Origin of the sequence: Methyloversatilis sp. RAC08 (genome assembly GCF_001713355.1) — a bacterium.
Classification (GTDB): Bacteria; Pseudomonadota; Gammaproteobacteria; order Burkholderiales; family Rhodocyclaceae; genus Methyloversatilis.
On the sequence record NZ_CP016448.1, the window covers coordinates 2,385,827 to 2,407,130 of the forward strand.

Genomic DNA, 21,304 nt, shown 5'->3' on the forward strand with positions numbered 1-21,304 from the left:
ATGTTCATCGTGAGCCGGACAGTGCCAACCTGACTTTGTACGCCAGTTCGGCGCGCCGGTAGGGTTTGTTCAGCAGGTGCACGCCCTTGTCGAGCCGCCCCTGATGCACGATCGCGTTCTCGGTGTAGCCTGAGGTGTACAGCACCTTGAGTTGTGGTCGGACGCTGTGCGCCGCTTCGACGAGCTGCGGGCCGTTCATGCCGCCCGGCATGATGACATCGGTGAACAGCAGGTCGATGTGCGCCCGGGCACGGATGATCTGCAATGCATCCGGTCCGTTGGTCGCTTCGATCACCGTGTAGCCAAGGCCGAGCAGCAGGTTGTTCGCATGTTGACGCACCAGTTCATCATCTTCGACCAGCAGCACGGTTTCGTGGCCGCCCTGGGCTTCGCCGTCAGTACCCGCGTCGTGGGGTCGGTCGTCCGACCAGTCGTCCGAAAGGTCGGCGCGCGGCAAATACATCTTGACCGTGGTGCCCTGGCCGACCTCCGAGTACACCTTTACGTGGCCACGCGACTGCTTGACGAAGCCGAATACCATGCTGAGCCCCAGTCCGGTGCCCTTGCCCTTCTCCTTGGTGGTGAAGAAGGGCTCGAACACGCGTGCAAGATGTTCGTGCGCGATGCCGGTGCCGGTGTCCGACACGGCGACCAGCACGTACTGACCGGGCGACAGATCCGGATAAGGGGTGCCATGCGCCTCGTCGAGCCAGGCATTGGTCGTTTCCATCATGAGCCGCCCGCCGCCTTTCATGGCATCGCGCGCATTGATGCACAGGTTGAGCACGGCGCCTTCCAGTTGTGACGGATCGACCAGCGCGCGCCACAGGCCGGGCCCGTGACGGAATTCGATCTCGATGTTCTCGCCCAGCGTACGGTGCAGCATGTCGTGCATGCCGAGCAGCACGGCATACGTATCCACCGATCTGGGTTCCAGCGCCTGCCGGCGCGAGAAGGCGAGCAGGCGATGCGTGAGGTCGGCGCCTCGCTGCGCGGCCGTACGTGTCATTTCGGCCAGCAAGCGCAGGCGATCGTTGTCGCCCAGCTTTTCCATCAGCAGTTCGGCGTTGCCCAGGATGACGGTCAGCAGATTGTTGAAGTCATGCGCCACGCCACCGGTCAGCTGGCCGACGGCTTCCAGACGCTGTGCCTGCTCGAGCTGCGCTTCCACGGAGAGTCGGTGCGTGATGTCGGTGTTGATGGCCAGTACTGACCTGGGATTGCCGTCGGCGTCGGTCAGCAGCGTCCAGTGGCCTTCCACCGTCAGCAAACTGCCGTCCTTGCGGCGTTGCGTGATCTCGCCGGTCCATTCGCCGGTGACGATGACCTGCTGCGTGGCGATCCGGAACGCCGTGTCATCCGGGTAAAACAGGTCGTTGATGCGCTGTCCGATCGCTTCGTGAGCTGGCCAGCCGTAGATGCGCTCGGCGCTCTTGTTCCAGTACAGCACCCGGTGATCGACGCTGCGCACGATGATTGCGTCCTGCGCCTTGTCGAGCAGGGAGGCCTGCTCGCGGATGCGCGCGTCGGCATGCTGGCGGTCCAGCTCCGCCGCGGCGCGGGTCGAGAATATCCGCAGCGTCGAGCTCACGAAGTCGGCGTCATCGAGGCGGTGACGGAACAGCACGAACAGGCAGCCGATCACCCGGCCCTCGCAATCGACCAGCTGACGCCCGACACAGGCCTCCACGCCGGGGTCGATCAGCGAGGCAGACATGCCCGCACGCGCCGAGACACCGCTGTGCATCACCGACTGTTCGTCGTGCAGCACGGCCTCGCAAGGCGTCTGGCGGATGTCGTATTCGGCTGCCGGCATGGTTTCGCCATCACGCACCCCGGCGATGATCCGCACCATCGGTGGATCACCAGGCTGCAGGACAGCCATGAAGCCCGCGTCGGCACCGAGCGCCTCCGTCATGTTGCGAACGAGCTGTTCGAAGAACTCGTTGCCGGAGCTGGCCGACACGGCGGCTGCCACCTTCAGTACCGCCGATTGCAGACGACGTCGCTCCTCCTGCGCACGGATGCTGCCGATGCCGAATGCGAGATCGTTGGCCAGCCCCTGCAGCAGGGCCAGTTCTTCTTCGGCGATCGGTCTCACTTCGTCGGCGTAGAGGGACAGCACGCCGAACGTCCGCCGCTCGTTCTTCAGCGGCAGCCATACGCCGCCCTTGTAGCCTCGCGCTGCGGCCGCGGCCGACCAGGTACGGAAGCTATCGTCACGGCTGAGGTCATCGCTGACGATGGCTTTTCCGCTGCGAATCACGCGACCCGCCGGACCCTTTCCGTCGATGCGGTTTTCGTCCCATGACAGATGGATGCTGTTCAGGTAGCCATCCGTCCAGCCAGCCTGGCACTGCACGGTGACGGGTTTTTCCGGGGTATCCATCGCGTAGCCGACCCAGGCCATCCTGTAGCCAGCGCCGTCCACCGCGATGTTGCAGATTTCGTGCAACAGGTCCTGTTCGTTCTGGATGCGTATCAGTGCCTCACTGCAGCGGCTGCGCAGATGCAATGCACGCGTGCGCTGCATCAGCAGTCGCTCGGAACGGTCGCGTTCCGTGATGTCGCGCATCGCCACCACGGCACCGAGTTTTCGCCCGGACACCGTTGAGATGGCCTGTCCATTGCACTGGACCAGTCGTGGCGGACGACCGGCTGGTGCGATCACCATGGGCGCGTCCTTGACGATTTCGCCACGCAGGGCGCGGAACAGCGGAATGTCGGCCTTGGCAAGCGGTGTCACGCCATCGGTCATGAACAGGCTGTAATGCGCGCCCCACTCTTCCGGAGGCAACGGCTCCTGTGGCAGGCCGTGCAGATTGCGGGTCACGCGGTTGAACACCGACAGCGTGCCGTGTTCGTCGCAGGCCACGATACCTTCCGACAGGCTTTCGAGCAGCGCATCGAGAAATTCACGTTCGTGCTCGCGCTCCTGTTCGAGCTGCTTGCGCTGGGTGATGTCGCGGAAATAGACCGTCAGGCCATCGTCCGATGGATAGGCGCGAACTTCGAACCAGGACGCCAGCGGCGTGTAATAGGTATCGAACTCGACCGTCACATTGTGCGCGACGGCGCGCCGGTAGGCATCGCCGATCTCCGAGATTTCGGTGCCGGGAAATTCGTCCCACAGGCGCTTGCCGACGATGGCGTTCGTGTCGCGCGTCAGCAGGCGCCCCGCTTCGCGGTTCATGTAGGTGAAGCACCAGTTCTCGTCGAGCGCGAACACGCCGTCCGTCATGCTTTCCAGCGTGGCCGACAGCCGGCTGGCCAGGCGCCTCGTCTCTTCGGTGGCACGCTTGCGCGCTGAAATGTCCTGGAATGCGCCGTGCACCTGAACCACGCGACCCTCCCGGTCAAGGCCGGCACGTCCGATGGAACGCACCCACACCCGCTGCCCGCGGGCGGTGATGATCTGCAGTTCCTCGTCGAAGGGTCGGCCCTGTGCAAGGCAGGCATCGAAGGCATCCGTGATGAGCGAGCGCCACTCCGGCGCATAGAAATCAAGCGCCTGGTCGACCGTAAACCGGGTGTCACGCGGCACTTCATGGATGGCATACACCTCGTCCGAACAGTTCAGCTGCTGCGTTGCAACGTCGAACGCCCAGGTGCCGATTCCGGCCATCCGCTGCGTGGCCTGAAGCTGGTCGGCGAGGCGTTGTCGCTGCGCCTCGATCTGCCTGTTCTGCTGCTGAAGCTCGATGCGCGCCATGATCTGGGTCGCCAGCGTGTCCAGCGCATCGAGCTGTTCAGGTGAAAGTGTGTGCTGCCGGGTGTCCATCACGGCCAGGGTGCCGATCGCGAAACCGGACAGCGTGCGCAGCGCCACGCCGGCGTACATCCGGACATGCGGCTCGCCACGCACCAGCGGGTGGTCTGACAAGCCTGCTGACTGATCGATATCGGAGATCACGAACGGACTGCCGGTGCTGAGCGTGCGCTCGCAGAAAGCTGCCGCGCGCGGAAACTCGAGTGGTCCGGCAATGCCTACCACCGATTTCAACCACTGGCGGGATGCGTCGATGAAACTCGTGAACGCGATCGGCGTGCCGCACACCTGGGCAGCGAGCCGGGTCAGGCGGTCTATCTGCAAGTCGGGAGGGGTGTCGAGCACTGCGCAGGCGGTCAGTGCTTCAAGCCGGCGGCGCTCTGCGTGATCAGTCTGGCTCATGACGCTTCCGTGAATGAATGTCGACAGATCCCGCGCCCCTGACTGAACGGACCGCGCCTTTCGGTCATTTCTAATCTACCTTGAATCGGCCGACAAGCTGCCTGATTTGGCTACGCACTTCTACCTGAAATCGCCAGCGGGTCATACGCGCGCACCGAACAGTGCGCTGCCAACGCGCACGATGGTCGCGCCTTCGGCGATGGCGGCTTCCAGATCCTGCGACATGCCCATCGACAGTGTGTCCAGATCATGTCCGGCCGCGTTCAGTTCTTCGAGCACCTGCCGTAAATGGGCAAAACGTTGACGCTGGAGAACGACATCGTCGGTCGGTTCGGGAATGGCCATCAGGCCGCGCAGTTTCAGCCGGGGCAGTCGCGCCACCGCGTCAGCGAGCGCGCGCACGTCGGCTGGCGTCACGCCGCTCTTCGAAGCCTCGCCGCTGACGTTCACCTGTATGCATATGCACAGTGGCCGTTTGTCGATCGGTCGTTGCTCGGACAGCCGCTGTGCAATCTTCTCGCGGTCGATAGCGTGCACCCAGTCAAACCAGGTCGCCACCGGCCGCGTCTTGTTGCTCTGGATTGGCCCGATGAAGTGCCAGTCGAGCGCGTGACCCGCTGCGGTCAGCCGCTCCGCCTTGTCGCAGCCTTCCTGCACGTAGTTCTCGCCGAACGCCCGCTGACCGGCTGCCGCTGCGGCGAGGATGTCCGCATCGGGTTTGGTCTTGCTGACCGCCAGCAGCGAAATGCTCGCCGGATCGCGACCGCAGGCGTGAGCCGCTGCCGCGATGCGGTGCCGAACTGCTTGCAGGTTGTCTGAAATGTTCATCATAATGCCCTGAATTTCATCGATTTATCTCTGGCCGGAAAGCACCTGTTCGTGCTGCCCGGCGCGTCGCAACAGCTCCGAGGTCACGCATGGACATCACCGAACTGCTCGCGTTTTCCGTCAAGAACAAGGCGTCCGACCTGCACCTGTCGGCCGGCCTGCCACCGATGATCCGCGTGCATGGCGACGTGCGACGAATCAACCTGCCGCCGATGGAGCACAAGGATGTGCACGGCATGATCTACGACATCATGAACGACACCCAGCGCAAGGTGTATGAAGAGCACCTCGAGTGCGACTTCTCGTTCGCGGTGCCCAATCTGGCGCGCTTCCGGGTCAATGCCTTCGTTCAGAACCGTGGCGCCGGCGCGGTGTTCCGGACCATTCCGTCGAAAGTGCTGACGCTGGAAGAGCTGAACGCGCCGAAGATCTTCAAGGAGATCGCCAATACGCCGCGCGGCATCGTGCTGGTGACCGGACCGACCGGCTCCGGCAAGTCCACGACGCTGGCGGCCATGGTCGATTACGTGAACGAAAACGACTACGGCCACATCCTGACGGTGGAGGACCCGATCGAATTCGTGCATGAATCGAAACGCTGCCTGATCAATCAGCGCGAAGTCGGGCCGCATACGCTCAGTTTTGCCAACGCGCTGCGCTCGGCGCTGCGGGAAGATCCGGACGTGATCCTGGTGGGCGAAATGCGCGACCTGGAAACCATCCGGCTGGCGCTGACCGCCGCCGAAACCGGTCATCTGGTGTTCGGCACCCTGCACACCTCGAGTGCCGCCAAGACGATTGACCGTATCGTTGACGTGTTTCCGGCCGAAGAGAAGGAAATGGTGCGGGCCATGCTGTCCGAGTCGCTGCGCGCCGTCATTTCGCAGACGCTGCTGAAGACCAAGGATGGTGCCAGCCGCGTTGCGGCGCACGAGATCATGGTCGGTACGCCGGCCATCCGCAACCTGATCCGCGAAAACAAGATCGCGCAGATGTATTCCGCGATCCAGACCGGTCACAACGTGGGCATGCAGACGCTGGACCAGAATCTGACCGATCTGGTGCGCCGCAACGTGATATCGAACGCCGAAGCGCGCACCCGCGCACAGAACAAGGACGCCTTCGCCGGGTGACCGGCGTCGACCGGACGTACAGCCGGCTACACTGGACACGTCGGCAGCATCAATTGCGTCAATCGCAGCGGAGAGCGTAGATGGAAAGAGATCAGGCACTGAAGTTCATGTACGACCTGCTGCGTCTGATGGCGACCAAACGCGGGTCGGACCTGTTTGTGACGGCCGGCTTCCCGCCGGCCATCAAGGTCGACGGCCGCATCATTCCGCAGTCCAACCAGTCGCTGACGCCGCAGCACACGGCCGAACTGGCGCGCGCCATCATGAATGACCGTCAGGCGGCGGAATTCGAATCGACGAAGGAATGCAATTTCGCGATCTCGCCGGCCGGCATCGGCCGCTTCCGCGTCAATGCCTTCGTGCAGCAAGGCAAGATCGGCTGCGTGCTGCGCACCATCAATGCCAAGATTCCGACGCTGGACGAACTGGGCCTGCCGACGGTGCTGAAGGACGTCGCGATGGCCAAGCGCGGGCTGACCATCTTCGTCGGCGGTACCGGTACCGGCAAGACCACGTCGCTGGCCGCGCTGGTCGACTGGCGGAATACGAACAGCTACGGCCACATCATCACGATCGAGGACCCGATCGAGTACGTGCACGAACACAAGAACTGCGTCGTGACGCAGCGCGAGATCGGGCTCGACACGGCAGACTGGGAAATCGCGCTGAAGAACACGCTGCGCCAGGCGCCCGACGTCATCCTGATGGGTGAGATCCGCGACCGCGAAACAATGGAACACGCGATCCAGTTCGCCGAAACCGGCCACCTGTGCCTGGCCACGCTGCACGCCAACAGCGCCAATCAGGCGATCGACCGCATCATCAACTTCTTCCCCGAGAACAAGCGCGAACAGTTGCTGATGGACCTGTCGCTGAACCTGCGCGCGATGATTTCGCAGCGTCTGGTGCCGATGAAGGAAGGCAAGGGGCGCGCGGCCGCCATCGAGGTGATGCTCAATTCACCACTGATCGCCGACCACATCTTCAAGGGCAATGTGGGCGAGATCAAGGACGTCATGAAGCGCTCACGCGAGATCGGCATGCAGACCTTCGATCAGGCGCTGTTCGATCTGTACGAGGCCGGTCGCATCAATTATGAAGACGCGCTGCGCAACGCCGACTCGGTGAATGACCTGCGGCTGCAGATCAAGCTCAACAGCAAGGAAGCGCAGGACCGCAACCTCAACGTGACGTCAGGGCTGGATCTGGTCTGAGCCGGCGTCTGTCGCAGCGCTCGCGCCGCGCAGGGCCGGTGATGTTCAGATCCGCTGCGCCAGTATCAGCCCCCACACCAGAACCAGGTTCAGCAGTGCCAGCATGACCGCCGCCGAGCCGATGTCCTTGGCGCGTTTGGCGAGGCGGTGGTTTTCCAGCGATATGCGGTCCACCGTGGCTTCGATCGCCGAATTCAGCAGTTCCACGATCAATACCAGCAGCACCGAAAAAGCCATCAGCGAGCGCTCGATGCCGGTGTTGCCCAGCCAGATCGCGAGCGGAATCAGCACGGCGGCGGCGATCACTTCCTGCCGGAAGGCGTCTTCGTGGCGGAACGCTGCGCCCAGCCCTTCTGCGGAGTAGCGGGTGGCGTTGAGCAGCCGGCGCAGGCCGGTCTTGCCCTTGAACGGACTTTCTTCCATCTGCGGTGACCGGGTGGTTGGGTGGCCGCCTACCTCAGCGCGGCCAGGGCGGCGTCGTAGTCGGGCTCCTGCTTGATCTCCGGCACCAGTTCGGCGTGGAGCACCCCGTTATTCGGGTCGAGCACGATGACGGCGCGAGCAGTCAGCCCGGCCAGTGGTCCGTCGAGTATCTCGACGCCGTAGTTCGCCATGAATTCGCGGCCGCGCAACGTGGACAAAGACACCACATTGGACAGGCCTTCGGTTTCGCAGAAGCGCTTCATCGCGAAAGGCAGGTCGGCCGAAATCACCAGTACAACCGTGTTGTTCATTTTGCCAGCCTGCTCGTTGAAGCGACGTGTCGATGCCTGACAGACCGGCGTATCGAGGCTCGGCACGATGTTGAGCACCTTGCGCCGGCTGCCGAAGCTGGCCAGTGCAACGTCGGCCAGATCGGTACCGACCAGCGTGAACGAGGGCGCCCGCGATCCCGGAGCGGGAAAATGACCGGCGAGATGGATGGGCGTGCCGGCCAGCAATACGGTCTGGGTCATCGCAGTGTCCTCGGTGGCGGTTGAGGGTCCGGCGCGGGTGCGCCGGGTTCAGGGATAGAAGGCGTACAGGCGGTAGCCGCTGGCGCCGGATGCCGCCGGGTCGACCAGCACACCGACCATCTGTTCCGAAGCCGGGGCGAAACCCTTCGTGCGGACGTCCGGGGGCAGGAATTCCGCCGGCGTGAGCACGCGCCGTACGACGGCACGGTCGCCGGTATCGGTCAGCGTCAATTCCAGATGCGGCCATTCCTGCTCGAAGGCGGCTGTATTGCGCAGCAGCGCCGACAGACGCAGCAGCGGCTCGCGGCCCGGTTCCGGCGTCAGTTCCGACGCTTCGATGCTCACCTTGTCGGGTTCGCGCGGCGCCGGCACGCTGCAGCCGACGCGTGCGCAGGCCTGCTCGAGCAAAGGTTTGAGCGTCGGCTGGGCCACTGCAATATCGGTGCGGAAGTGATAGGCCAGCTGGCCAGCCGCAAGCAGCACGAGCAGCACGCAGCCGGCAATCCACAGGGCCGTTCGGAGCCCGCCGCGCGTCGCCGGCGCTTCGTCGCCGTACAGCTCGCGCCGGATGCGCTGCATGGCCGGATCGCGCACCGGTTCAAGCGCCGGCGGCGGATCGAGCAGCGGGTCTTGCGCAGGCGCAGGGGTCGGGGCAGGCACCTCGTCGCGTGCGGTGCCGACGACGGCGTAGTCCGGCGAGCGGACTGCAGTGTCTGCAGCACCCTCAACGGCTGCCGCGACCAGCGCGTCTTCTGCCGGCAAACCTTGCGGAAGTGACGTATCCGCCGGATCTGTCAAATCCGCCGTCGGGGCCGGCTCGTCGGCAGCGTCCAGTTCGAAAATGTCGAGCGGCTGGGTGACGTCCGGGTCGGGTTCGTGCGCGGCAGCCGGTTCGGGGGGCGTGACCGGCGACGGTTCGGACAGCGAGGGCATGCCCCAGTAGTCGGTGGTGCGTGCGACCAGCGCGTCCATGCTGCCACCCGGTTCGGGCATTGGCTGGCCGGGAGGCTCCGCAAGGTCAGCCGGCTCGGTCAACAGTTCCGTGGTGACGGCAGACGGCTCGGTGCTCACCCGGACCTCGGGCGCATCGACCACGTTCAGCGTGGCATGGCTTTCTTCGGGTGGTGCAGGCGGGCGGTCAGTCTCGTCAGTCGCTGAGGCCGCGAAGATGCGTGAAAAGTCGCTGACGGGCGCATCGCCAACTTCAGCGGCCGTGTCCGCAGCGAACGTGGCCAACGCCGGCGACATCGGTGGGATCACCGGCGTGCTGCCCGTGGCGACCGGACCGGCCGCGCGCAGGGCGGTGATGTCGACCATCGCGTCGAGCGCATCGAATACCGCGTGGCAGCGGCCGCAGCGCACGCGGCCCTCGCGTGCCCGGATCTGCACCGTATCGACGCGGAAGACGGTAGCGCAGGCCGGGCAGCGGGACAACATCAGAGGCGTATCCCGGTCAGCAGCACCCAGCCGTCGCGCTCGCCGGCAACCTCCAGTTCGAAGGCCGGGCGATAGGCATCGCGCACCATGCCAGTCTGGGCGGACAGGATGCCGGACAGCGCAATACGCCCGCCTCTGCGTGTCAGGCTGCAAAGCAGCGGCGCCAGCACGGTCAGCGGATTGGCGAGGATATTGGCCACCACGATGTCCGCCTGATGGTCGATGGTTTCGCGCGAATGCATCAGTTCGAGCGTGGCGCCGTTACGCTCGGCGTTGTACCGCGCGGCGTCGAGGGCGTGCGGGTCGATGTCGGTGCCCGTTACCCGTGCCGCACCGAGCCGCGAGGCCGTCAGCGCCAGGATGCCCGAACCGCATCCGTAGTCGATGACGGTTTCGCCGCCGCGGATTTCGTGGTCCAGCCATTCCAGACACAGACGGGTTGTCGGGTGCGAACCGGTGCCAAAGGCCATGCCGGGATCGAGCGTGATGTTGATCGCCGCCGGATCGGGCTGGGCGTGCCAGGAGGGCACGATCCACAGCCGGTCCGACACGCGGATCGGGTCGAACTGGGCCTGTGTGAGGCGCACCCAGTTCTGCTCGTCGAGCTGTGAGGTCGTGTAGGGCGGCGGCGCGGTCAGACCGGCCGCCTCGGCCGCTTCGGCCATGGCGGAGGCGAGGTCGGCGTCACGCTCGAACAGCGCATGCAGACGCGAATGCGGCCACAACTCGACCGCCACCGGCAGGCCTGGCTCGCCGAACTGGGGTTTCTCATCCGGCGTGCCGGCATCGGCATCCTCGATGTCGACCGACAGTGCGCCGGCATCGAGCAGCGCGTCCGACAGCGCTTCTGCGTGAAGCGAATCAGCCAGCAGTGTGACGGTGGTCCAGCCGCCTGCCGTATCCACGGGCTGTTCGTCGACGTTCATTTCGCTTTGGCCAGGACCTGATCCGCCAGCTTCTGTTCGAGGTAGTGGATGCTGGTGCCGCCATCGACGAAGCGTGCGTCCTGCATCAACTCCTGGTGCAGCGGGATGTTGGTCTTGATGCCGCTGACGATCATTTCCGACAGGGCAATGCTCATGCGGCGGATCGCCTGGTCGCGCGTGTCGCCGTAGGTGATCACCTTGCCGATCATCGAGTCGTAGTAGGGCGGCACGGTATAGCCCTGATAGACGTGCGAATCGACGCGCACACCCGGGCCGCCCGGCGGGTGATACCCGGTGATCTTGCCCGGACTGGGCGTGAACTTGTACGGGTCTTCGGCGTTGATGCGACATTCCAGCGCATGGCCGGTCAGCTTGATGTCGCGCTGCTTGAAGCGCAGCTTTTCGCCGGCCGCCACGCGGATCTGCTCCTGTACCAGATCGATGCCGGTGATCAGTTCGGTCACCGGGTGCTCCACCTGGATGCGGGTGTTCATTTCGATGAAATAGAACTCGCCGTTCTCGAACAGGAACTCGAAGGTGCCGGCACCGCGATAGTTGATGCGCCGGCAGGCCTCGGCGCAGCGCTCGCCAACGCGCGCGATGATGCGCGCCGGAATGCCGGGCGCCGGTGCTTCCTCGATGATCTTCTGGTGCCGCCGCTGCATGGAACAGTCGCGCTCGCCCAGATAGACGGCGTTGCGGTGTGCGTCGGCCAGCACCTGGATTTCGATGTGGCGCGGGTTTTCGAGAAACTTCTCCATGTACACGGAGGGGTTGTTGAACGCAGCCCCCGCTTCCGTACGCGTCATCTGCACCGCATTGAGCAGGGCCGCTTCGGTATGTACGGTACGCATGCCGCGTCCGCCGCCACCGCCGGCCGCCTTGATGATGACCGGGTAGCCTATCCCCCGCGCGATGCGGATGATTTCCTTCGGGTCTTCGCCGAGGGCGCCCTCGGAACCCGGCACCACCGGCACGCCGGCTTCCTTCATCGCGTCCTTGGCCGACACCTTGTCGCCCATCAGCATGATGGTTTCAGGACGCGGACCGATGAACACAAAACCACTGCGCTCGACCCGCTCGGCAAAGTCGGCGTTTTCGGACAGGAACCCGTAGCCCGGGTGAATGGCTTCCGAATCGGTCACCTCGGCCGCCGAAATGATGGCCGGGATGTTCAGGTAGGACTGGCTGGACGGCGCCGGGCCGATACATACCGACTCATCGGCCAGCTTGACGTATTTTGCTTCGGTGTCGGCTTCGGAATGCACCGCCACCGTGCGGATGCCCAGCTCGCGGCAGGCACGCAGGATGCGCAATGCAATCTCACCGCGGTTTGCGATCAGTATCTTTTCAAACATCGTATTGGGTCCGCGCTCAGCCGATGATGAACAGCGGCTGGCCGTATTCGACCGGCTGGCCGTTCTCGACCAGTACCGCCTTCACGACGCCGGCGGCGTCCGATTCGATCTCGTTCATGAGTTTCATCGCTTCGATGATGCACAGCGTTTCGCCGACCACGACGGTCTGACCGATATCGACGAATGATTTTCCGCCGGGCGAGGACGAGCGATAGAAGCTGCCCACCATCGGCGACTTCACCACGTGGCCCTCGGGCTGTGCTGCCTCGACCGGCACGACCGGCAGGGCGGCAACGGCAGCGGCCGGTGCCGCTTGCTGCTGCTGCGGCTGGCTCGATACGTAGGTGGTCTGCATGGTGGGTGGCAGGTGCTTTGCAATGCGTACCTTTTCTTCGCCCTCGGTGACTTCGAGTTCCGAAATACCCGATTCCTGTACCAGATCAATCAGTTTCTTGAGTTTGCGCAAATCCATGATTTTCCCCGCAAGAACCGCCCACGTGCGTGGCGCGGTGTTTGTGCATGTTTAATTATTTTGTGGTGTCGAGCCGGCGGAGTGCGAACTCCAGAGCGGCTTCATAACCGTAGGCACCGAGTCCGCAGATGACGCCGACGGCGATGTCCGACAGGTAGGAGTGGTGCCTGAACGCTTCCCGTGCATGGACGTTCGACAGGTGAACCTCGATGAACGGGATGCTGACCGACGCGAGGGCGTCGCGAATGGCCACACTGGTGTGGGTGTAGGCGGCCGGGTTGATGAGGATGAAATCGATGTGTTCGGCCCGCGCGTGCTGGATGCGCGTGACCAGTTCGCCTTCATGGTTGCTCTGGAAACATTCGATGACCACACCGCGCTCCAGCGCAGTCACTTTCAGCCGGGCATCAATGTCGGCCAATGTCAGATGACCGTAGATGTCGGGTTCCCGCGAGCCCAGAAGATTCAGGTTGGGGCCGTGCAGGACAAGTATGCGACGCTTCTCGGCCAGCTTCTCAATGCTGTCCGGCTGCGCGGCAGTTTTTGACGCCTTGCGGCGAGTTGTAGGCTGCATGGCTGCAAGTTTGCCGGACTTGGCTGCAATTTGTCCAGCCGGCGAAAGTGCGCTCAGCGCAACCGTGCCAGCAGAATGGCTTCCAGTTCCTCTTCCTTGTAGGTGCCCAGCTTGCGTTCGACCACACTGCCGTCGGGTGCAAATATCACCGTGAATGGCATGCCCTGAGCTGAATTGCCCAGTTCTGCGGAAATCTGTATGGCGTCTGAACCGCCGATCAGCAGCGGATAGTCGATTGCCTCTTCCTGCAGGTATTGGCGCACGTTGTCTGCGCTGTCGATGCTGATGCCGACAAATTGCACGCCGCGATCGCGCAGTCGTCCGGCAATGCGCGAAAAACCGGGCATTTCCTCGCGGCACGGCGGACACCAGGTGGCCCAGAAATTGACCACCAGAAGCTTGCCGCGCCATGCCGAGAAGGGCATTTCGGTGCCGCTGGCGTCGGCCAGCTGGAGCACTTCGAGACGGTTGGCGCCAATGGTGGTCGCCGCTGCGTCAAGCTTCGGTTGCCGCGACAGGGCGCTCCATACGCCAGCGGCGCCGGCGGCCAGCACGACGGCGGCGATCAGGGTGCGTCGCAGCCAGATGTTCATTCCTCGATCTCCTCGTTATCCAGCAGGGCGCGCAGCGATTCGGCGCGCAGCCGCTCGCGCCCTTTCGAGCGTTCAAGACCGGCCGGGAAAACCGCCAGTTCCACCGGCAGGTCATCCCACTCGAACAGCAGCGTGGTTTCGGGGCTGTTCCGGTCAGGACGGCGCGGGTCACGCGAATCGAAATCGACACCGTTGTTGAGCAGGAACAGTTCGACTTCCTTTGCACTGTCGGCGAATACCTGCAGTTCGATTGCCGTGAAGCGTCCCGCTGTTCCATCCACCAATCCGCCGGTGGCGTAGGGGTTGAAGCGCACGAGTTCGGCCATCAGCGTAACGGCGGCGCTGCGCAGCATGCGCAATTGCTCCGGCTGTTCGTCGGCCAGATACAGTGCTTGGTAGGTGCGCACTGCCTCCTCGATTTCGAGGTTGGTCGGCAGCTCCTCGTTCGGGCCGATGCCGAGCTGACGTGCTGCCTTGCGTTTGGCGAGCCCGTAGTCACGAATGCCTTCTTCGGCGATCAGTCGCGCGGCAGTGCTTGCAATCTGCCGTCTCATGTTGCTGGGGCGCATGGCGGATGCTGCAGAGGGTGGGCGCGTGCCCGGGTTGATAGAATCTGCGGCCATTCTGTCACATCACCCAGCCATGCACATTCACATCCTCGGCATCTGCGGCACCTTCATGGGCGGTGTTGCCGCGCTGGCGCGCGAGGCCGGACATCAGGTCAGCGGCTGCGATGCAGGCGTCTATCCACCGATGAGCACGCAACTCGAACAGCTGGGTATCGACCTGATCGAGGGCTACGATCCGGCGCAGATCGATCTAAAGCCCGACCTGTTCGTCGTCGGCAATGCCGTGTCGCGTGGCAATCCGCTGCTGGAAGCCGTGCTGGATCGCGGGCTGCCCTATGTGTCCGGGCCACAGTGGCTGGCGGAACACGTGCTGGCCGGGCGCTGGGTGCTCGCGGTCGCCGGCACACACGGCAAGACGACGACGACTTCGATGCTGGCCTGGATGCTTGAGGATGCCGGACTGAAGCCCGGTTTCCTGATCGGCGGCGTGCCGCTGAATTTCGGTGTCTCGGCGCGACTGGGCGACGCGCCGTTCTTCGTGATCGAGGCGGATGAGTACGACACCGCGTTCTGCGACAAGCGCTCGAAATTCGTCCATTACCGGCCGCGTACCGCCATCCTGAACAATCTCGAGTTCGATCACGCTGACATCTTCGCTGATCTGGCCGCTATCGAGACTCAGTTCCACCACCTCGTGCGCACCATGCCTGCCAGCGCCCGCATCATTGCCAATGGCGCTGAAGAATCCTTGCGCCGCGTGCTGGCGCGCGGCGTCTGGAGCGACGTCGAGTGGTTCAATACGCCGGCTGGCTGGCAGGTTACGGGGGCCGGACAGGTGCTGCACGTGCGCGGGCCGGCAGGCGAGGACGTTGCGGGCCGGCTTGCGATGCCCGGCATGCACAACGCGAACAACGCGCTGGCGGCCATGCTCGCGGCGCGCCATGCCGGCGTGCGGCCCGAGCATGCGCTCGAATCGCTGGCGACATTCCGGGGCATCCGTCGGCGGCTGGCGCGTATTGGCGAGGCGGCCGGCGTGACGGTCTACGATGACTTTGCGCACCACCCGACCGCGATCGAAGAAACGATCCGCGCGCTGCGCACGGAGGTCGGTGCGGCGCGCATCCTGGCCGTCATCGAGCCGCGATCGAACACGATGAAGCTCGGCGTGATGAAGGCCCGCCTGCCGGCTGCGCTCGAATGTGCCGACCTGACCTTCTGTCTCGGCGGCGATTCCCTGGGCTGGGATGCTGTCGTTGCGCTGGCTCCGCTGGGGCGGCGCGCGCGGGTTGCGCCATCGGTCGATGCGCTGCTCGACCAGTTGATGAATGCGGTGCATCCCGGCGACCATGTGCTCGTGATGAGCAACGGCGGCTTCGGCGGCATCCACCGCAAGTTGCTGAATCGACTTGATCCGTCAGCGGTGTGAGGTCTGCGTCTCGCGTTTTGCGCCGCTGCGATATTGATAAGCGAGGGGGCGTGTGCTAGCTTATCGATTGCCAAGCGGCCCGCAGTGGTCGTATCAGGGGAGCTCCACTTCCGAGGCAGTCCACTTGTCTGCAGTTCTCAGCCAATCCAGCGAGTTCAGCATTGAAGCCCGCCGCAATTGTTCGATGTCGCCGCGCGCGCTCCTGACTTTTTTCCTGGTCACATGTGCGCTGTCGATGGCGATAGCGGCTGCGTGGGCGGCAGTGGGCGTGTGGTGGGTGTTCCCGTTTGCCGGGCTGGAGATCAGCGCGCTCGGGCTTGCGTTCATTGCGTACGGGCGCAGGGTTGGTGACTTTGAACGCATTCATCTCGACGACGAGCGTTTGCTCGTCGAGGTGTGCGAAAAAACGCGTGTGAGCCGATACGAGTTCGCACCGGCATGGGCAAAAGTTGAAACGCGGAAGGTCGGTTTCGGTTCGGAAGTCGTTGTGCGGTGTCGCGACAGACAAGTGACGGTCGGTCGCTACCTCGACGAAAAAGGTCGTGCGAAACTTGCACGTGACCTCGCTGGAAAATTGCGGGAAAGACGTTTTTAGCTGTTTGTTGCTTGGCCGTTGTCTGGAATCACCGTTTCACAGAACCAATCACAACATAAATCTGGGGTTGCACTATGGCGCTATCAAGAGGTGGCTTGCCCATTGCCCGTCGGGCCTGGGCAGCGATGGGTTTGTTTCTGCTTTCGGGCATTGCCCGGGCGGAAATGAAACTGAATCTGCAGGAGCCGATCACGGCGCTCGGTCGCGACGTATACGACCTGCACCTGCTGATGACCATCGTCTGTGGCGTCATTTTCGTCGCCGTTTTCGGTGTGATGTTCTGGTCGGTGTTTGTGCACCGCAAGTCCGCCGGTTACAAGGCAGCGACCTTCCATGAAAGTACGACGGTCGAAATTCTCTGGACCATCGTTCCAGTTTTCATCCTGCTCGGCATGGCGTGGCCCGCGACGAAAACCATCCTCGCCATGCGCGACACCACCAACGCCGACATCACGATCAAGGCAACGGGGTATCAGTGGAAATGGGGTTATGACTACCTGAAGGGCGAGGGCGAAGGCATCAGCTTCGTCAGCACGTTGTCCACCCCGCAGCCGCAGGTGCGGAATGAAGTCCCCAAGGGCGAGAACTACCTGCTCGAGGTCGACAACGAGCTCGTCGTCCCCGTCGGCAAGAAGATCCGCATTCTGACGACCGCGAACGACGTCATCCACGCGTGGTGGGTGCCTGCGCTGGCGGTCAAGCAGGATGCGGTACCGGGCTTCATCCGCGATACATGGTTCCGCGCCGAAAAGACGGGCACCTACCGCGGGCAGTGTGCGGAGCTGTGTGGCAAGGAACATGGCTACATGCCCATCGTCGTCAAGATCGTGACCGAGGAAGAGTACGCGGCATGGGTCGACGGCAAGATGAAGGCAATGGCGGCTGCAGCCGACGATCCGAACAAGATGTACCTCGTCGAAGAACTGACCCCGCGCGGAGAAAAGGTGTTTGCTGCCAACTGCGCAGCCTGTCATCAGGCAAACGGTCAGGGCCTGCCGCCTGCCTTCCCGGCGCTTGTCGGTTCCAAGGTCGTGCTCGGTCCGCAGGACGGACAGATCGACATCCTGCTGAACGGAAAGTCGGGCACGGCGATGGCAGCCTTCAAGCATCTGAGCGACACCGAGCTGGCAGCCGTGATCACATACACCCGGAACAGCTGGGGCAACGCCACCGGCGAAGTCGTTCAGCCGTCGGATATCAAGGTGGCGCGCGAGTAAGCGACCGTCTCCGAACCTTCAGTCAACATTCTAGATTTTCAGGAGATCAACATGGCTGCGATTCCGGGCGGTGCCGACCACGCGCACGATCACGACCACCATCAGCCCAGCGGCATCATGCGCTGGGTGACTACGACGAACCACAAGGACATCGGGTCGATGTACCTGTGGTTCAGCTTTGCGATGTTCCTTGTCGGCGGCGTCATGGCGCTCGTCATCCGCGCCGAGCTGTTCCAGCCCGGCCTGCAGGTGGTCGATCCCGACCGCTTCAACCAGATGACGACGCTGCACGGTCTCATCATGGTGTTCGGCGCGATCATGCCGGCCTTCGTCGGCTTCGCGAACTGGATGATTCCGCTGATGATCGGCGCGTCCGACATGGCGTTCGCACGCATGAACAACTGGTCGTTCTGGCTGCTGCCGCCGGCTGCCATCCTGCTCACGTCGTCACTGCTCGTGCCGGGTGGTGCTGCGGCATCAGGCTGGACGCTGTATCCGCCGCTGACCGTACAGATGGGTATCGGCATGGACATGGCGATCTTCGCGGTCCACATCCTCGGCATTTCGTCGATCATGGGTTCGATCAACATCGTGACGACGCTGCTGAACATGCGGGCGCCGGGCATGACGCTGATGAAGATGCCGCTGTTCTGCTGGACCTGGCTGATCACGGCCTATCTGGTCATCGCAGTGATGCCGGTGCTGGCGGGAGCGGTCACGATGATCCTGACCGATCGTCACTTCGGCACCAGCTTCTTCAACGCGGCCGGTGGTGGTGACCCGGTGCTGTACCAGCACATCTTCTGGTTCTTCGGCCACCCCGAGGTTTACATCATCGCGATCCCGGCTTTCGGCGTCGTGTCGCAGGTGATTCCCGCCTTCTCGCGCAAGCCGTTGTTCGGTTACGCATCGATGGTCTATGCCACCTCGTCGATCGCCATCCTGTCCTTCATCGTGTGGGCTCACCACATGTATACGGTGGGCATGCCGGTCGCCGGTCAGCTGTACTTCATGTTCGCCACGATGCTGATCGCCATTCCGACCGGCGTGAAGGTGTTCAACTGGGTGGCCACCATGTGGCGCGGTTCGCTGAGCTTCGAAACCCCGATGCTTTTCTCGATAGGCTTCCTGTTCCTCTTCACGCTGGGTGGCTTCTCCGGTCTGGTGCTGTCGATGACGGCGGTGGATATCCAGTTGCACGACAGCTACTACGTCGTGGCGCACTTCCACTACGTGATGGTCGCGGGCGCGCTGTTCTCCGCCTATGCCGGTGCCTATTACTGGCTGCCCAAGTGGACGGGCCACATGTACGACGAGAAACTGGGCAAGCTGCACTTCTGGCTGTCCATCGTGTTCTTCAACATGACCTTCTTCGTGCAGCATTTCCTCGGCCTCGCCGGCATGCCGCGTCGTATTCCGGATTACTCGCTGCAGTTCGCCGAGTTCAACATGATCTCGTCGATCGGTGCCTTCGGCTTCGGTCTGTCGCAGCTGGTGTTCCTGATCGTCGTGCTGAAGTGCATCAAGGGTGGCGAGAAAGCTTCCGCCAAGCCGTGGGATGGCGCTGAAGGCCTTGAGTGGACGGTGCCGTCGCCGGCGCCGCATCACACCTTCGAAACGCCCCCGGTCTTCAAGTGAGCGCGGCTGTGATTTCAAGCGAAGACGAGCTCCGCCGCCGCAACGTACGCACTGCGGTGTGGCTGGCGGGGACCGCGGTAGCGGTGTTCGTGGCCTTCGTGGTTCGTTACGGGTTGTCCGGCCAATGACAACTCCGGAACAGGGCGGGGCGGTGTCCGAAAGACGCAACCGCTCGACGCTGGTGCGGTTGATCGTGTCCGCATTTCTGATGTTCGGCTTCGGCTACGCGCTGGTGCCGTTCTATGAAAAGCTTTGTCAGGTGCTTGACGTCAACAACCTGAACAAGCAGGACAACAGTCTGCCATTCAACACCCAGGTCGACCGTTCGCGCAGCGTGACGGTCGAGTTCGACGCCAACCTGCACAAGCTGCCGTGGAACTTCAAGCCGGTGACCGGTTCGATGGTGGTGCATCCGGGCGAAGTCGTGACGATCGAGTATGAAGTGTCGAACACGCGGCAGAGCGCGGTGACCGGACAGGCGATCCCCAGTTACACGCCGTCGGCGGCGATGCAGTACTTCCAGAAGATGGAATGCTTCTGCTTCAAGCAGCAGACACTCGCGGCGGGCGAGGTGCGGCGAATGCCAGTGGCCTTCCTGGTGTCTTCATCGTTGCCGAAGGACATCAACACGATCACGCTCTCCTATACCTTCTTCGAGGTTCCCGGTGCGACAGCCGAAGCGGTCGGGCGTGATGGCAATGCAGGGGCAGGGGGTTGAACGTGGCCAGTATCTTCCGCAATGTCGTGACCGTATTGTCCGCATTCGCCGGAGTGCGGGGGAAGCGCAATCATGACGAAGCAGCGGCGTCGCTGACGCCAGTGCAAGTTATCATCACGGGCGTCGTGGCCGCCGCGTTGTTCGTGATCACGTTGCTGGTGGTTGTGAGAGTTCTGATCAGTATTGCTTGAGAGAATAACGGGAAGGAAAATTAAAAAATGAGTTCGAATACGCCTCACCAAGCACCGTATTACTACGTGCCGTCGCCGTCGACCTACCCGATCACCGGTTCGGTCGCCTTGCTGCTGTTTGCACTGGGATCGGTGCTGACGATGAACGCGATCCAGGGGGGGGCTTACGTTCTGGGTGCCGGCATCCTGACACTGCTGTACATGATGTTCATCTGGTTCCGCAAGGTTGCCCACGAGTCGGAAGGCGGTCTGTACAACAAGCGTGTCGGCATGTCGTTCCGCTGGAGCATGGGCTGGTTCATCTTTTCGGAGGTGATGTTCTTTGCGGCCTTCTTCGGCGCGCTGTTTTACGCACGTGTGCTGTCCATCCCGGATCTCGCGTCGCTCGAACATCAGGCCTTGCTGTGGCCGGAAGCCACGAACGCATGGCCGAATCCGGGTCCGGCCTACGATGGCGGCCCGTTCACCCCGATGGGCGCATGGGGCATACCGGCACTCAACACCTTCCTGCTGCTCACGTCCGGTGCCACGTTGACGTGGGCGCACCACGGCATGCTGCATGACAACCGCGGGCAGCTGAAGCTCGGTCTGTTTCTGACCATCCTGCTCGGCGTCGTATTCCTGGGTTTCCAAGTCTACGAATACATGCACGCCTACAGTGACCTGAACGTCAAACTGACGACCGGCGTGTTCGGATCGCTGTTTTACCTGCTGACCGGTTTTCACGGCTTTCACGTGACCATTGGTGCAACGATGCTGATCGTGATACTGTGCCGCGTCTTTGCCGGACATTTCACTTCAACGAATCATTTCGGCTTCGAAGCCGTTGCCTGGTACTGGCACTTTGTTGACGTCGTCTGGCTGCTGCTTTTCGTTGTGGTCTACTGGATCTGATGGAACGGAATTAGCGAGGAGGAGAGTGGGCCGGTATCAAACAAGAGCCCTTAAAAAATAAATACTCGGCGCCGCACATCGTGCGGCGCTTTTTTTCGTGGATCCGATCCGGTGCCGAACTGCTTCGTGAAACGAGCGCTGGGGCGCCCGGCCGCGACACGAAGCAGTGGCTCACAGTTTTCCTTCGATGAGCCCGAAGCGGTAGCTCAGCGTCAGCGCGACGAACAGTGCGATCGACAGGCCGACCCGCAGCGCCAGCGCGCGCATCATCCGGCTTGAGTTCCCCGTATCGCGGAACAGGAAGAACAGTGCCGACCCCAGGCTGGCAATGATTAACAGCAAGACGACGATTACGAGATAGCGCATCAAACGATTCCCTTTTCAAGATGTCCAG

At 62.9% G+C, this 21,304-nt stretch carries 22 protein-coding genes; 10 read left to right on the top strand and 12 right to left on the bottom strand.

What is annotated here, in order from left to right; all coding sequences use genetic code 11:
* Nucleotides 1–4: 4 nt before the first annotated feature.
* Together BSY238_RS11015 and BSY238_RS11020 are read right to left on the bottom strand one after the other, a co-directional pair.
* A complete protein-coding gene (locus BSY238_RS11015; RefSeq protein WP_069039181.1) occupies nucleotides 5–4,171 on the bottom strand; it encodes a PAS domain S-box protein in 4,167 nt (1,388 codons plus the stop codon).
* Nucleotides 4,172–4,312: 141 nt separating this feature from the next.
* Nucleotides 4,313–5,002, bottom strand: coding sequence for a YggS family pyridoxal phosphate-dependent enzyme (locus tag BSY238_RS11020; RefSeq protein ID WP_069039182.1), 690 nt, complete (start codon nucleotides 5,000–5,002; stop codon nucleotides 4,313–4,315).
* An 86-nt stretch (nucleotides 5,003–5,088) separates the two neighbouring features.
* Between BSY238_RS11020 and BSY238_RS11025 the strand changes: the two genes are divergently transcribed.
* Together BSY238_RS11025 and BSY238_RS11030 are read left to right on the top strand one after the other, a co-directional pair.
* Entirely contained in the window at nucleotides 5,089–6,132 is a 1,044-nt protein-coding gene (locus BSY238_RS11025) for a type IV pilus twitching motility protein PilT (protein WP_069039183.1), read from the top strand.
* 80 nt (nucleotides 6,133–6,212) lie between these two features.
* The gene (locus BSY238_RS11030) at nucleotides 6,213–7,346 is read left to right on the top strand and encodes a PilT/PilU family type 4a pilus ATPase (RefSeq protein ID WP_069039184.1); all 1,134 of its coding nucleotides are present in this window, start codon (nucleotides 6,213–6,215) and stop codon (nucleotides 7,344–7,346) included.
* Between the two features lie 45 nt (nucleotides 7,347–7,391).
* On the opposite strand, the gene BSY238_RS11035 is transcribed toward BSY238_RS11030, so the two are convergent.
* From BSY238_RS11035 to BSY238_RS11075, 9 genes are read right to left on the bottom strand one after another with little or no spacing between them, the layout of a single operon-like run.
* The gene (locus BSY238_RS11035) at nucleotides 7,392–7,769 is read right to left on the bottom strand and encodes a diacylglycerol kinase (RefSeq protein WP_069039185.1); all 378 of its coding nucleotides are present in this window, start codon (nucleotides 7,767–7,769) and stop codon (nucleotides 7,392–7,394) included.
* Nucleotides 7,770–7,798: 29 nt separating this feature from the next.
* Entirely contained in the window at nucleotides 7,799–8,302 is a 504-nt protein-coding gene (tpx, locus tag BSY238_RS11040; RefSeq protein ID WP_069039186.1) for a thiol peroxidase, read from the bottom strand.
* A gap of 48 nt (nucleotides 8,303–8,350) precedes the next feature.
* Nucleotides 8,351–9,739, bottom strand: a complete 1,389-nt coding sequence (locus tag BSY238_RS11045; protein ID WP_069039187.1) for a DUF3426 domain-containing protein — start codon at nucleotides 9,737–9,739, stop codon at nucleotides 8,351–8,353.
* Nucleotides 9,739–10,665, bottom strand: a complete 927-nt coding sequence (prmA, locus tag BSY238_RS11050; RefSeq protein ID WP_069039188.1) for a 50S ribosomal protein L11 methyltransferase — start codon at nucleotides 10,663–10,665, stop codon at nucleotides 9,739–9,741. Before prmA ends, BSY238_RS11045 begins: the two co-directional genes overlap by 1 nt.
* Entirely contained in the window at nucleotides 10,662–12,023 is a 1,362-nt protein-coding gene (gene accC / locus BSY238_RS11055) for an acetyl-CoA carboxylase biotin carboxylase subunit (protein ID WP_069039189.1), read from the bottom strand. The genes prmA and accC overlap by 4 nt, the downstream gene beginning before the upstream one ends.
* A 16-nt stretch (nucleotides 12,024–12,039) precedes the next feature.
* A complete protein-coding gene (gene accB, locus BSY238_RS11060) occupies nucleotides 12,040–12,495 on the bottom strand; it encodes an acetyl-CoA carboxylase biotin carboxyl carrier protein (RefSeq protein ID WP_069039190.1) in 456 nt (151 codons plus the stop codon).
* A gap of 55 nt (nucleotides 12,496–12,550) precedes the next feature.
* Nucleotides 12,551–13,069, bottom strand: a complete 519-nt coding sequence (aroQ, locus tag BSY238_RS11065; protein WP_069039191.1) for a type II 3-dehydroquinate dehydratase — start codon at nucleotides 13,067–13,069, stop codon at nucleotides 12,551–12,553.
* A 53-nt stretch (nucleotides 13,070–13,122) separates the two neighbouring features.
* On the bottom strand, nucleotides 13,123–13,662 hold the full coding sequence (locus BSY238_RS11070) for a TlpA family protein disulfide reductase (RefSeq protein ID WP_069039192.1): 540 nt from the start codon (nucleotides 13,660–13,662) through the stop codon (nucleotides 13,123–13,125).
* A complete protein-coding gene (locus tag BSY238_RS11075; RefSeq protein WP_223300099.1) occupies nucleotides 13,659–14,216 on the bottom strand; it encodes a nucleotidyltransferase in 558 nt (185 codons plus the stop codon). Before BSY238_RS11075 ends, BSY238_RS11070 begins: the two co-directional genes overlap by 4 nt.
* A gap of 88 nt (nucleotides 14,217–14,304) precedes the next feature.
* On the opposite strand from BSY238_RS11075, the gene mpl reads away from it, so the two are divergent.
* From mpl to BSY238_RS11110, 8 genes are all read left to right on the top strand, one after another.
* Complete coding sequence (gene mpl / locus BSY238_RS11080) at nucleotides 14,305–15,657, top strand: UDP-N-acetylmuramate:L-alanyl-gamma-D-glutamyl-meso-diaminopimelate ligase (protein WP_069039194.1); 1,353 nt, start codon at nucleotides 14,305–14,307, stop codon at nucleotides 15,655–15,657.
* Nucleotides 15,658–15,781: 124 nt separating this feature from the next.
* On the top strand, nucleotides 15,782–16,252 hold the full coding sequence (locus BSY238_RS11085) for a DUF2244 domain-containing protein (RefSeq protein ID WP_223300100.1): 471 nt from the start codon (nucleotides 15,782–15,784) through the stop codon (nucleotides 16,250–16,252).
* A gap of 164 nt (nucleotides 16,253–16,416) precedes the next feature.
* Nucleotides 16,417–17,469, top strand: a complete 1,053-nt coding sequence (coxB, locus tag BSY238_RS11090; protein ID WP_069040623.1) for a cytochrome c oxidase subunit II — start codon at nucleotides 16,417–16,419, stop codon at nucleotides 17,467–17,469.
* 51 nt (nucleotides 17,470–17,520) lie between these two features.
* The gene (ctaD, locus tag BSY238_RS11095) at nucleotides 17,521–19,107 is read left to right on the top strand and encodes a cytochrome c oxidase subunit I (RefSeq protein WP_069039196.1); all 1,587 of its coding nucleotides are present in this window, start codon (nucleotides 17,521–17,523) and stop codon (nucleotides 19,105–19,107) included.
* A 56-nt stretch (nucleotides 19,108–19,163) separates the two neighbouring features.
* The gene (locus BSY238_RS18895) at nucleotides 19,164–19,235 is read left to right on the top strand and encodes a hypothetical protein (protein ID WP_236952627.1); all 72 of its coding nucleotides are present in this window, start codon (nucleotides 19,164–19,166) and stop codon (nucleotides 19,233–19,235) included.
* Nucleotides 19,232–19,825, top strand: a complete 594-nt coding sequence (locus BSY238_RS11100; protein WP_069039197.1) for a cytochrome c oxidase assembly protein — start codon at nucleotides 19,232–19,234, stop codon at nucleotides 19,823–19,825. Before BSY238_RS18895 ends, BSY238_RS11100 begins: the two co-directional genes overlap by 4 nt.
* A 2-nt stretch (nucleotides 19,826–19,827) precedes the next feature.
* Entirely contained in the window at nucleotides 19,828–20,016 is a 189-nt protein-coding gene (locus BSY238_RS11105; protein WP_069039198.1) for a DUF2970 domain-containing protein, read from the top strand.
* 27 nt (nucleotides 20,017–20,043) lie between these two features.
* Nucleotides 20,044–20,910: a cytochrome c oxidase subunit 3 gene (locus BSY238_RS11110; protein ID WP_069039199.1), complete on the top strand. Its 867-nt coding sequence runs from the start codon at nucleotides 20,044–20,046 to the stop codon at nucleotides 20,908–20,910.
* 171 nt (nucleotides 20,911–21,081) lie between these two features.
* Here BSY238_RS11110 and BSY238_RS11115 read toward each other — a convergent pair whose 3' ends face one another.
* Complete coding sequence (locus BSY238_RS11115; RefSeq protein WP_069039200.1) at nucleotides 21,082–21,276, bottom strand: twin transmembrane helix small protein; 195 nt, start codon at nucleotides 21,274–21,276, stop codon at nucleotides 21,082–21,084.
* Between the last annotated feature and the right edge of the window lie 28 nt (nucleotides 21,277–21,304).

Excerpts from the sequence above, each read along its gene's own strand:
- BSY238_RS11015 (WP_069039181.1), bottom strand. The coding sequence starts at position 4,171 with ATGAGCCAGACTGATCACGCAGAGCGCCGCCGGCTTGAAGCACTGACC.
- BSY238_RS11020 (WP_069039182.1), bottom strand. The coding sequence starts at position 5,002 with ATGATGAACATTTCAGACAACCTGCAAGCAGTTCGGCACCGCATCGCG.
- BSY238_RS11025 (WP_069039183.1), top strand. The coding sequence starts at position 5,089 with ATGGACATCACCGAACTGCTCGCGTTTTCCGTCAAGAACAAGGCGTCC.
- BSY238_RS11030 (WP_069039184.1), top strand. The coding sequence starts at position 6,213 with ATGGAAAGAGATCAGGCACTGAAGTTCATGTACGACCTGCTGCGTCTG.
- BSY238_RS11035 (WP_069039185.1), bottom strand. The coding sequence starts at position 7,769 with ATGGAAGAAAGTCCGTTCAAGGGCAAGACCGGCCTGCGCCGGCTGCTC.
- tpx (WP_069039186.1), bottom strand. The coding sequence starts at position 8,302 with ATGACCCAGACCGTATTGCTGGCCGGCACGCCCATCCATCTCGCCGGT.
- BSY238_RS11045 (WP_069039187.1), bottom strand. The coding sequence starts at position 9,739 with ATGTTGTCCCGCTGCCCGGCCTGCGCTACCGTCTTCCGCGTCGATACG.
- prmA (WP_069039188.1), bottom strand. The coding sequence starts at position 10,665 with ATGAACGTCGACGAACAGCCCGTGGATACGGCAGGCGGCTGGACCACC.
- accC (WP_069039189.1), bottom strand. The coding sequence starts at position 12,023 with ATGTTTGAAAAGATACTGATCGCAAACCGCGGTGAGATTGCATTGCGC.
- accB (WP_069039190.1), bottom strand. The coding sequence starts at position 12,495 with ATGGATTTGCGCAAACTCAAGAAACTGATTGATCTGGTACAGGAATCG.
- aroQ (WP_069039191.1), bottom strand. The coding sequence starts at position 13,069 with ATGCAGCCTACAACTCGCCGCAAGGCGTCAAAAACTGCCGCGCAGCCG.
- BSY238_RS11070 (WP_069039192.1), bottom strand. The coding sequence starts at position 13,662 with ATGAACATCTGGCTGCGACGCACCCTGATCGCCGCCGTCGTGCTGGCC.
- BSY238_RS11075 (WP_223300099.1), bottom strand. The coding sequence starts at position 14,216 with ATGAGACGGCAGATTGCAAGCACTGCCGCGCGACTGATCGCCGAAGAA.
- mpl (WP_069039194.1), top strand. The coding sequence starts at position 14,305 with ATGCACATTCACATCCTCGGCATCTGCGGCACCTTCATGGGCGGTGTT.
- coxB (WP_069040623.1), top strand. The coding sequence starts at position 16,417 with ATGAAACTGAATCTGCAGGAGCCGATCACGGCGCTCGGTCGCGACGTA.
- ctaD (WP_069039196.1), top strand. The coding sequence starts at position 17,521 with ATGGCTGCGATTCCGGGCGGTGCCGACCACGCGCACGATCACGACCAC.
- BSY238_RS11100 (WP_069039197.1), top strand. The coding sequence starts at position 19,232 with ATGACAACTCCGGAACAGGGCGGGGCGGTGTCCGAAAGACGCAACCGC.
- BSY238_RS11110 (WP_069039199.1), top strand. The coding sequence starts at position 20,044 with ATGAGTTCGAATACGCCTCACCAAGCACCGTATTACTACGTGCCGTCG.
- BSY238_RS11115 (WP_069039200.1), bottom strand. The coding sequence starts at position 21,276 with ATGCGCTATCTCGTAATCGTCGTCTTGCTGTTAATCATTGCCAGCCTG.